Consider the following 10630-nt stretch of genomic DNA (forward strand, 5'->3'; position numbering starts at 1 on the left):
TTCAGGTCGGAAGCGGATCCAGCCGTCGCGCCGTCAATGCACGATCGTCACGTTCGGCCCCGGCGGTGACGTCCATGCCTCTCTATGCGTCACCTCAGCGTGATCCGCCGGCTATTTCCACGTCGATGGCACCCATGACGGTCTCGACGCCGTTCAGGGCAAGTACGTCGATTGGTCGGGCTCCATCGAGATGGGAGTTGGTGCTGGTCAGCCAGACCTCGATGGCGGGGTCGGTCCAGAGCTCGCGCAGCCTTTCCCGGACGGCGGCGATGTCGTGCGCGATGCTCTTCTCGACGATGTCGCGTCCGAGCCGCGCGGCATCGTCGCCGAACAGGGCGCCTCCGCCTGTGGTGCTCTTCTCGCCGGTCATGCTGCTTTCCTTCCCGGTTCGAGGCGGGCGCTCTCGTCCGGCAGTACTCTTTCGAGCTCGCGGGCCAGGCGCGCGCCGAGGTGTGTGAGAGTCATGGGGCGGCCGCGGGCTCCTGCGGTCAGGAGGGGACCGCCGGCGTCGCGGCTGAGCCGTGCTAGTTGCTTGCTGAGGGTGCTTTGGGTTGTCCCGATTTCGGTGGCCGCGGCCCGGATGCTGGTGTGTCGGGCGGCGATCAGGAAGCGACGGGCACGCTCGATCGGGTACCGGCCGATGATGGTGCGGCGCAGGAGCGGCGATGCTCCCGCGAGCGGGTGCGGGTGCAGGGTCGCGGCTTCGCTCGCGCTCCCGGCGGGGCGGATCGGGACCCCCGCGTCCCGCAGTCGGCGACTGATCGTCGGTGTGGTGCATCCGACGAGGGCGGCGATCTGGCCGATGGTGAGCCGTTGGTCGAGGTACTGGTGGCGCAGCCACCGCTCGTCGATCACATGCATGGGCGGCCTGCCACGACGCGTCGAGGTGGATCGGTCAGCGAGCAGCCGGGAGACAGTCTGTCGGGACACCCCGGCCAGTCCGGCGAGCTCGTAAGTGCTGGAACCGGCCTGGTACCGATCAGCGATGCCGTCCGCGCCGACGCTTTCATCGATCCGAGCGCTCGAAGGTCGGGCGGGAGGCCACGATGCCTCGCCGGGGGTGTCCACGGCTGTGTCGATGTCGAACTGTGCGAGCGGTGGCGTCCATGCGAGCGGTTCGTCGATGCCGTGGGCGGCGAGGAACTCATCGCCAACCCGTGCAAGGTCCACGCGCAGTTCCTCGGGGATGCGGCCCACAAGCCTCGTCTGAGACGCGACCGTGACATCGGTCGCGTCCCAGTCTCCTGGCATTGCTCGCAGCGGGTTCCCGGTGATCTGGCGGAACAGGTACGCACGAGCGTGTCGGTGTCGGCGCCCCGCTCCTGGGTGCACATTGTGCCCGCTGCATAGGTCGCGCCACTGCGCTTCGGGCAGCAGAGGGCTGCAGTCGAGCTCGCGGCGGCGCGCGTAGTCGATCGGTGACCCCTGGCTGTCGAGGTAAGCGACGAGGCGGAGAATCACGCCCAGTGCGAGATGTTCATGCTGTCCGCGCCCGAACTCGCGCATCACGTTCGTGACCTGCCGCACCGGCGCATCCGAGTCCAACAGGGCGAGGGCGGCGGCGTGGGTCAGTCGTGTGCCGGCGAACACGACGGCCGCGGCGAGAGCGGATGCGGCGATCTCCCTGTTCATGCGTCCTGGGGCGAGCATGGCGGTCCACTCGTCCCATAACTGGGCGGGCACCTTTCGTGCCCTCTCTCTCGCATCGACATCGGACAGGCCCGCGGACTGGAGAAACCCGGTGGGGCGGCGGGTGCGACCGAACGACGCCGCGATCAGCGACTGCACCTGCGGGGTGCTGAGAGTGTAGGACGTACTGGCAGCGAGGTGGCCACGCATCAGATCGATCGTGTGACCGGAGTCGGCCAGCGCAGTGATGGCGATCGCCGTCCCCGCCGCCGAGGCGGCCGAGGTCGACGACGAGGACCAGGATGTGTCGATGTCTCCCCTGTGCAGATGGTCGAGCAGCTGCGCGCCGAGCACCGTGTCGTCGACCTGGCCGTCGTTCAGCGCGACGCGGGCGGCGCGGGAGAGAAGGCGGACGTCCTCGAGCACACGAACCGCGGGCTGCGGGGCATCCGCGTAGATCCCGAACCTGCCCTCCCCCGTGGACACGACCCGCATCATCGTCCGCTGGGCGTGCAGGACCGCCTCTGACGCGGGGATCCGTTCCGCGTCGACGGTGAGATCGGCGCGGCAACGGCTGGCGATCGGCCCGATCCCCGCACCGGGCACCCTGTTGTGGCATTGGCCGGGTACGGGGATCACGGCGAGCGGATGCCCTACATGGCGTGGATGCTTACCGCATGCGGGGCAGGCGTCGACGAGGATCCGACGATGCCTGTTGCACGCGAACGCGAATGGGAACTGCCACGACATCCGCCACCGCCCACCCGAGTCAGCCAGACACTCCGGGCAGAACCGGCCTGCCGTCCCCGCGGCAGCGCACCGGACGCTGATCCTCCCGTTGCGTGTGCGGCGGATCGCATGCCGCGCGAACCGCATCCTCGTCATCTCCTGGAACTGCGCCGCCGGGATACCCGTCGCCTGCTCCACCCGACCCGCCTGCGCATCGGTCAGCTCGGTCGCCCACGCGTTCGCCATCCACCACGTCGCCGACACCGCCGTCCCATCACGCTGCTCGATCAGGCCCAGCGCGCACCCGACCTCCGCGATCGTCGCCCTGTTCGCGGCCGCCAACGCTTCCACCCACGAATCGAACGGCTCATCCGGAAGCGGCCGCACCCGAAACGGCAGCACGCGGACCTCGTCGGCGATGTCGCTCATCAGGCGGCCGACTTCTTTCCCGCGTGGGGCTGCTGCTTGGGTGCTTCCTTGGCGCGGCGCCGTGCTCGACGTGCGGCCTCCTGCTTGTCGAGGCGCGCTTCGAGTTCGCCGCGCTCCGTCTCCGCGCCCTCATCGATGCGGATGTCGTCGAGCAATGTTCGGTCGATGCTCTCCTGGCCGGTGCGGATAGCGCGGGACGCTCCCCGGCGGATCAGGTCCATGAGCGAGCCGATGTTGCCGGTGGTGCGGGCGAAGAGGTAGCGGGACATATCGACGAGCATCCCGTCGCACCCTTCGGCGAGAACCAGTGCCTGTTCGATGTGCCAGAGCAGGCTGCACCATTCTTCGCGGGTGTGCTTGGTGCGCAGGCTGTAGGGGTCCAGGCTGAACACCGTCCACCGCCGGAATGTCTGCGCCATTGCAGCCTCCCTTCCCACCGCGCCTTCGCCGACTAGACCACGTTCGCGGAGGGCGACGCCGGCGAATAGGAAGGTGGCGCTGTACTCGTTGGACAGCCACTTCAACTGGTTTGCGACCTCCACGCCGTCTCGGGTCCGCATGCTCAGGAAGTGCAGGTCGTCGATGATCACCAGGCGGGTGTCGTGCCGTTCGATGCAGTCCGCGGCAGCGCGAGCCAGGTCACGGCCGGCCATCGAACGGTGCAGGATGCCCGCCGTCGCAGGGTGCGCATAGAACCCGAGGATCATCATGTGCAGGCCCTTGATGGTCAGCCTGCCGGGCACAGTGATGTGGCACACCGGGAGATGCAGGATGTCCTCGTCGGCGTCGAGTTGTTCGCCGATCTCGGCGATCCGCTGCCGGTGGAAGTCCCGCCCGAATGTGTTCACCACCGTGGACTTGCCGAGCGCCGGCGGGGCGTCCAGGGCGGCCGCGGACTTGACCCTGTCGGAGTCCTGCAGGTTACTGTCGAGGATGTCGGCCAGCTGGGTGTGCACGCCGTGGACCTGGCGGGTGCGCAGAAGGATGTTCGCGTGCCACACCCGCCGGTCCGCGTCGTACCGTGCCCGCGCCTCCGGGTCGAGCGCCTCGACCTGGTCCCGAGCGAGGTGTTCGGGGCGCGCTCGGGGCGGGCGCTCGGCGAAATCCTTCCAGCCCTCGTAGGTCGACAGGCTCCGCTGCCGACGCGTTGAAGCCCCTTCGAAAGCACGGGCGGTGGCGGTCATTGGATCATCTCCATCGGCTCGAAGTGATAGTCGGATCGGATAGTGGGTTCGTCGATGTCGTCCTCGTCGTCGTCATCGCCACCCTCTGGCACCTCGACGCGCCGGCGCGGATCCCGCACGGACCCGGTCAGCTCGTCCGTAAGGTCAGGGGACGGGGTCAGTTCCGCGTCGAGAATCCGCTGGATTGATCGAAGCGACCACACTCCGTCCGGGTCGGGCTCCCGGTCATTGAGTCGCGCGGCCGTCCGTGCGCTCATCCGCCGTTCAGACGGGGTGAGCGCGCGGCCGGCGCCCCAGTCCTCGAGCAGCTGGGCGGCGACGTCCTCAACCTGGGAGGGACGCCCCTGTTTGATGGCGATCTTCTTCGCGTACTCGAGCGCGTCGAGGCTGAATGGGGTGTCGAATGCGCCTTTGTGCTCCCACTCGAGGGTGTGCCACGTGTTGTCCTCGGGGTCTCGGAAGTAGATCTGTGAGAGGTCGTCGGGGTTGATCACGAACGGCCAGTCGGTGCCCTTGTCCCGGTGGATCGATCTGGCGCGGTTGCGGTACTTCGCGACGGACTCGCCCGTGTAGCGGAGCTTGTGGATCTCCACCCCGTAGTGGTTGAACTGGCGTTTGACGACCGGGAGCAGCTCGAGGAGGACGCTGCGGTCGACCGGCATCCGCAGTTGTCCTGCGACGGCGAGGCCCTGGTCGTACCGTTCGGCGGGGCTCAGCTTCACACCGGGAAGCATCGGGTCCTCCAGGGAGCCATGAGGACGAAGGTGGTAGACGGTGGCCGCCCATTCGCGGATGATCTGCTCAAGCTGTGGGACGGTGTAGACCGCGTCGCCCTCGATGTCGTCGCCGCGGCTGGCCACGTCCGCGCCCTTGTACCCCGGCAGCTCCTGGAGGAACGTGTCGAGGGTTCGGAAGAATCGTTCCATGGGGCCCTTGTCGGTCGGTTGGTAGACGCGAGCGGGCTGGATCGACATTCCGATGCGGGCGCAGGCGCTCGTGACGTGCTCAGACAGGTAGGGCGCGCCGTGGTCGACGATGATCGTCTCCGGGAGAATGCCCGCGCGAGCGAATCGGGGCATGCCGATGCGGGTGGGGTCGGCGAGCAGCGTGTCGGGCACCCCGTGGTACGGCCAGCGCGCCCGAGCATCCCACTCGTTCGGAGCGTCGAACGGCTGGCAAGCCTCCATCAGTACCCCGGCGACATCGATGGACTTCGTCGAGCCTGGGGTGAGACGCAGCCCCAGAATGCAGCGGGAGTAGAGATCCATCGCGACGGTAAGGTCAGCGCACACCCACTTGCCGGTGACCGGTGCGACGGCGAACACGTTCAGTGGGGTGGTGTCCATGAACACGTACTGTCCCGGTCTCGTGGCGTGCAATCGACCGTACGGGGCGGGCGGCCGATTGGCGTTGGAGCGCTTCCGCTTCGTGCTGCCCGAGAACGTTGCCCTGCCCCGGGAGAGTTCGTCGAGGATCTTGTAGGCGGCGCTGCGTGACGGCGCGGTGACCGCGCCTGGACCGAACGTGCGCTCCGCGCGGGAGTTGACGCGCGCGATGATGATGCGTTTCGCGACTTTCGACTCGTTCGTCTGCTCGTTGATGATCTCCCGCGCGGCGTCCACCCATCGGTCGTCGAAGTTCACCAGCGCCTGACCCGGCTGCGCCAAGCGGTTGTCGATCAGGCCGACCTCGCCTGCCTCCTTGTACCGTGCGATCCATCGCGCAACGGTGCGGTGCCCCTTGCCGAGTTCGGCGGCTTTCGCTGCGATGCGTTCCTCCATCCGCCGCTCCGGGTGGAAGGCCAGGCGAGGCTCACCCTCACGGGCAACCTCCGCACTACCGCTCTTGTATCCGGTGAGCACCTCGCGGACGTGGTCGGCGCGTTCGAGCGACGTGGCTCGGGCCATGTCGGTCGCGTCGTCCCAGATCACACCGAGCGGGATGGCTTCTTCCTCGGCTCGGGTCCGGCCTGGGATGTGTGCGAGACCGCCTTCGCTGCGCGGTCGAAGCACATCGAGCAGTCGTAGTCGGCGGATTCGTCCATCTCTGCCTCGGGTGACAATAGCTCCGTCGCAGACTTCGATCACCGTGCAAGCCTCACCGTCGTAGACCATGTCAGCCCCGGCCTTCAACATCCAGGTGTTACTCATATCGCTCTCCTTCGGATCGACAGGGTCAGGCTGCCCGAGGCGGAGTGGTCGGCGGGGCGACGTGGAGGTGCACGATCGGGCGAGCCTGCACGGTCTGCGCGCCCTCCCGAGCGGTTCGTTCGCCGAACACTTCCCTCAGGTACTCCTCGGCATCCTGGAACACGACAGCTGTTATCGCCGCGTCATCGGTCGCAGCGGGCGCCGCGGCGGGGATGCCGAGCAACGCACACACCCGATCGACGCCAGTCTCGACCGCATCCCGCGGCGGCGCTTCTGCAGCGGCAGTAGAGTCGGCTCGGCCGGCGCGGAAGGTCTCGATGGTGTTCATGTCGGCTCCAACAGGTTGGTCGTGCTCAAAGGGTTGGTGCTGAGGTCGGTGCGCAGCCGCTGCGTCCACAGCAGATGCAGCACGAGAGAACGGGCGAACCTGACATCGCCCGCGATCGGAGTCACGGCACGGACCGCTTCCCCGAGCGGCTGAGGGATCGACAACTCCTGAACTGCCGCGGCGACATGGGCGTCAACGAACTGGAATGGCCGCCGATAGCCGGCGAGGAACTGCACATTCGCGAACAGCGTCGGCTCGGGCTCGGACAGCACCCGGTACTCCCAGCCGTGTGCCGTGATCACCCGACGCGACCAGGCGAGCGAGTCACGCACTTTGGGCAGCGACAGCTTCTCCGCGGGCTTCACGTCAACCACACACACGGACTGATCGGTGCCCGCAATCAGGTAGTCCGGGATATGTCGGCGGCGCTTGCCGCGATCATCCCCTTCGAGCAGGAACGGCTGCGAGAGAATCCACTCGACCTGTGGGTCGAAGTCCACCAGGAGCAAGTTCGCGTATTCGAGGCGCGACTCGTAGCCGACCGGCGCTTCCATCGTCGCCGACCAGTAGCTGCCCGAGAAGTGCGCCTGGTTCTTGTACCAACGGAACTGACGCCAGGGAACCGCAGCGTCGAACATGCGCAGGCGCACATCCTCGATCGAAACGACGTCGACCAGGTCCTCCGACTTGCGGATCTGAACCGTCGACGCCGACCGAATCATCGAGGAACCATGTCCCAGATCCAGCACCCGCCCCGACCGATCCCCCGTCTCGAGGCCGGTTCAATCAACGTGTGCATGCAGACATGCTGTTGCCTGCCACGCCCCCCACGGAATCGGTGGACGCGACAAAAATCAGCGATCAGCTTTGTATCAAATCAATAAAAAGCTGTTCACTGTAAATGTCACATTCACTACTCTACAGGGGTTGTCCATGTCACGTACACAACAAGCTTTCCGAGCACGCCTGGGGACTCTCCAGCGCATATGAGACACTCGGAGCATGACGACGGCGATCGACCCGATTGCCCCCGAGGGGTCCAAGGCGCTCTTCGGGAACAGCTACATGCACACCGTGCTCGTCGAGATCAGCAAGCACGAGGGAGAGCCCTTCTCGCCCAAGCAGATCATCGACGCGACCGGCCTTCCCGGAGGGCTCGTGCACCCGCTGATCAAACGGCTCCGCTCGCAGCACTTCATCGAGTACATCGGACGCGTTCCCGGCGAGAAGACCACGCTCTATAAGGCCAACGACAACCCCTACATCCGCGCCGCTCGTGAGTACGCGCGCGCATCAGCGGCAAGCGGCTGATTACCTGGCTTCAGCTCGGTCGATGAGTTCCTGTAGTTCCGCGGGGAGCCGTTGTCTGACCCCCACTCGCGTCGAGAGCGCACCGAGATTGCGGTACCAACCGCGTCGCACGTCGCTCGCGCCTTGCCGCGTAAGGCGGGAAACCGTTCGTTCGAGTGCTGCAGTGTCTCCCGGTGTGCGGGCCTGGGTTCGAGATCTCGAAGAGGGAAAGTCTGTCTCTGGAAGCACACGGTCGAGCGGAAGTACGGTCATCTGCTCATCGGACATTGCCGCGTTGATTGAGAAGAAGCAACCTGCATCCGCTGCGCGAGCCGCGTCGTCGCGATCGCCGGTGAACCAGTGGAGGATGACCCCGGGGTGCGGGTGTTTCTCAACGAGGTCTACGACCTGCTTGGTGCGCCCCGTCGAGTGGACCGATATCAGTGCCGGTGGGGCAGCACGAAGGATGGCGGCGAGGATCTCGCCCTGCTGAGTAGCGTCGCCCCGTCGGTCGAGCCCGACTTCACCGATCAGGATGGAGCGGCTAACCGCATCTTGAAAGCGTTGCTCCGACCATTGAGCAAGAGCAGCGGGCACGCCGGGATGCGTACCGATACCCCAGAGCAACCCGGCCTGGGGGTTCTCGATCGCAGCATCAAACTCGTCGAGGCTGCGCGTCATGGCAAACACCTGCGCGCCGTGCAGTGTGCGAGTCTGCGCTGCCGTCACATCGGGTGCGATGTGAGCGTGGCAGTCAAGGTGCGGGAAGGGGAACACGTCTCAACTCTTCCAGGCCTCGATCTACCAACTGCAGAACAGCGTCGAGGTCCGTATCAGGTGGCCACACCGTCGCACTGAGAATGGCATCCTCCTCGATCCCGTAGGCGAAGACGTCGCGAAGGCTGATGACGTCCCGCCAACGTTGCTTGATAAGGCCGGCCAGATCGGCACCGTCCAGCAGCTCACAGTCATACGGAGTCGGGTCGTCGATACCGGCGCCGAGAAATGCTGCGCGGCGCACGACGCATGCGACGCACAGACCGCAGTTGTGGTTGGAGTCGCCGTGGTGAAACTGGGTTCCGCCTTTCGCGCACGAGAACGACGTGGTAGCCGAGTCTCGATATTGGTCCGACATCAGCTCCGGCAGCGCCGCGGCGACCAGTTGACCCTTCGTCAGGTTCGTGAAGGGATTGATGACGACGACATCGATCAGAAGGGTCGTCAGCAGCCTCGACAATAGGTGGAACGTGTACGGGTGCGTCGAGCGAGTGGTCAACGCGCCTCCTCGGCCCGCATCGAGCGGGGGGTTGATGCTGGTGAACCCGTTCTCCGGAACCCACAGCTCAGGAGCGGAGTGCGCGGCGGCGGTCATTACTCCGAGGGCCATGAACATCAGCGAGCGAGAGCGTGGGCCGTGGTTCTTGCGGCGCTTTGAGTCGCGAACGTAAAGCTCGTAGCGGTCGTACGGGTGGCCACCGATCGCGTCGGCGATCGCGTTCTGCGCGCGCCGCACCGCTTTGGACGCATCTCGGTGGCCAACGAAACGAACATCGGCCGCACTATCCCGGAGACCGATCACGGCACCGCACAACGAGTCCAGACCCCCGGAGAGCAGTTGCACTCGTGCCGCAGGCTCCGAGACAGCCAACGGCAGTCTCGCGGTGGCCGGCTTCAGAATGATGCTCCACGAATCTCCTGTCAGCCAGTGAAGAATGTCAGCGAAGTCGGAGATCGGACTACCACTCCACGACGAGGGGTGCTCTACGTGAACGGTGAGCTCGAAGTTGCGGTGTAGCGAAACCCTGGCTTCGCGATAGCCGTGTCGGCGAGGTAGGCGGCTGCCGCGATCCGAAACAGGTCGCGTGCAACGACCGGTGCGGCCGCAAACTCGCCCAGATCCCACGTCATCGTTGAGGCGAGGTCCGCACTCGACACGTCTTTCGTGGACCATGCGAAAGTGAGCCCCGCGCCGGTGGAGGAAGTACCCGCAGGGAGAACTTCGATCTCGTGCGTCTGCATTAGCCGTCTCCCTTGCCGAACACTCGGCATGCTTTCGCGGCGAGTGAAGAGGCGAAGTCCGCCACAGCTTGGGGCGTGGCGTTCACGAGCTGGCCCGCGATCTGTTTGACCTTTCCACCGATGTAGGTGCGCACCTTTTGCTCCAGCTGCACGAGGGCACTGCGTACGACTGAAAGACGACGTTCGCTTGCGGAGAGTTGCACGAGAGTGGTCTTCCAGGCAAGCTCGGTTACGAAGCGCCCTACTGTGTCCGCGAGGGACGCGTCCGAGCTCTGTTCTGCGGAGCGCATGGTGGCAAGGAGCGCCTGCTGGAGGGCAGCGTCGTCGGGATGAGAGGCCGGGCCCAGGACGAGCGCGATGAGTTCGGTGAATAGCCGGACACCGCTGAGTCCCTCCAGTGAGGAAAAGTCCACGCCGTACTCGACAAGGTGGGGAACGTCACCTTGCTGGATCGATGCCAGCGCGTCCAGTACCAAGGATCCGCGTGCGGCCTGCCGCGAGAACGTCGCACCGCCGCTGTCGCGCCCATCTCCGGAACTCGAGGATCCGTCGCTGCGTCGGCCCCGAAGTAGATCCTGGACCTTGTAGGACTTGCCCTGTTTGTCGCCGCGAGACAGCGACTTGCCGAGGGCGGACAGCACGCCACCCGCAATCGGTGCTGCGGGCGAGACGTTCAACGCGTCTGCGGCGTCATACAGAGAATCAACCGTGCCCGACCATGCGCCGGACCCACCGAACGCTCCCGACGTACCCACTAGATGTACTTCCCCGGGAGGTTGTGAACGGGTGAGGTAGGCGAAGACCTCCGGGCAGGATGTGGGTTACCACACTCGCATCCTGACCACGGAGGTCTTCGTGTCTCACGCTAACGC

At 65.9% G+C, this 10630-nt stretch carries 11 protein-coding genes; 1 reads left to right on the top strand and 10 read right to left on the bottom strand.

What is annotated here, in order from left to right; translation table 11 throughout:
* Positions 1 to 94: 94 nt before the first annotated feature.
* The 6 genes from FFS51_RS11060 to FFS51_RS11085 form a co-directional block, all read right to left on the bottom strand.
* Positions 95 to 370, bottom strand: a complete 276-nt coding sequence (locus FFS51_RS11060; RefSeq protein WP_137878367.1) for an antitoxin Xre/MbcA/ParS toxin-binding domain-containing protein — start codon at positions 368 to 370, stop codon at positions 95 to 97.
* Entirely contained in the window at positions 367 to 2787 is a 2421-nt protein-coding gene (locus FFS51_RS11065) for a TniQ family protein (RefSeq protein WP_137878368.1), read from the bottom strand. Before FFS51_RS11065 ends, FFS51_RS11060 begins: the two co-directional genes overlap by 4 nt.
* On the bottom strand, positions 2787 to 3971 hold the full coding sequence (locus FFS51_RS11070; RefSeq protein ID WP_137878369.1) for an AAA family ATPase: 1185 nt from the start codon (positions 3969 to 3971) through the stop codon (positions 2787 to 2789). The genes FFS51_RS11065 and FFS51_RS11070 overlap by 1 nt, the downstream gene beginning before the upstream one ends.
* Positions 3968 to 5902, bottom strand: a complete 1935-nt coding sequence (locus FFS51_RS11075; RefSeq protein ID WP_212742815.1) for a TnsB C-terminal domain-containing protein — start codon at positions 5900 to 5902, stop codon at positions 3968 to 3970. Before FFS51_RS11075 ends, FFS51_RS11070 begins: the two co-directional genes overlap by 4 nt.
* A 244-nt stretch (positions 5903 to 6146) precedes the next feature.
* Entirely contained in the window at positions 6147 to 6449 is a 303-nt protein-coding gene (locus FFS51_RS11080) for a hypothetical protein (protein WP_137878371.1), read from the bottom strand.
* A complete protein-coding gene (locus tag FFS51_RS11085) occupies positions 6446 to 7198 on the bottom strand; it encodes a TnsA-like heteromeric transposase endonuclease subunit (protein ID WP_137878372.1) in 753 nt (250 codons plus the stop codon). The genes FFS51_RS11080 and FFS51_RS11085 overlap by 4 nt, the downstream gene beginning before the upstream one ends.
* A gap of 253 nt (positions 7199 to 7451) precedes the next feature.
* Between FFS51_RS11085 and FFS51_RS11090 the strand changes: the two genes are divergently transcribed.
* Positions 7452 to 7760, top strand: a complete 309-nt coding sequence (locus FFS51_RS11090; RefSeq protein WP_137878373.1) for a MarR family transcriptional regulator — start codon at positions 7452 to 7454, stop codon at positions 7758 to 7760.
* Here FFS51_RS11090 and FFS51_RS11095 read toward each other — a convergent pair whose 3' ends face one another.
* The 4 genes from FFS51_RS11095 to FFS51_RS11110 all read right to left on the bottom strand — a co-directional run bounded on the left by FFS51_RS11095 (position 7761) and on the right by FFS51_RS11110 (position 10513).
* Positions 7761 to 8516 (bottom strand): TatD family hydrolase, encoded by a 756-nt coding sequence (locus FFS51_RS11095; RefSeq protein WP_137878374.1) that lies wholly within the window; start codon positions 8514 to 8516, stop codon positions 7761 to 7763.
* Entirely contained in the window at positions 8494 to 9360 is an 867-nt protein-coding gene (locus FFS51_RS11100) for a queuosine biosynthesis protein queC (RefSeq protein ID WP_137878375.1), read from the bottom strand. Before FFS51_RS11100 ends, FFS51_RS11095 begins: the two co-directional genes overlap by 23 nt.
* 140 nt (positions 9361 to 9500) lie before the next feature.
* The gene (locus FFS51_RS11105; RefSeq protein ID WP_137878376.1) at positions 9501 to 9758 is read right to left on the bottom strand and encodes a hypothetical protein; all 258 of its coding nucleotides are present in this window, start codon (positions 9756 to 9758) and stop codon (positions 9501 to 9503) included.
* Positions 9758 to 10513 (bottom strand): hypothetical protein, encoded by a 756-nt coding sequence (locus FFS51_RS11110; protein ID WP_171006166.1) that lies wholly within the window; start codon positions 10511 to 10513, stop codon positions 9758 to 9760. The genes FFS51_RS11105 and FFS51_RS11110 overlap by 1 nt, the downstream gene beginning before the upstream one ends.
* Positions 10514 to 10630 lie beyond the last annotated feature (117 nt).

The organism is Microbacterium sp. 4NA327F11, from assembly GCF_005503465.1.
GTDB lineage: Bacteria > Actinomycetota > Actinomycetes > Actinomycetales > Microbacteriaceae > Microbacterium > Microbacterium ginsengisoli.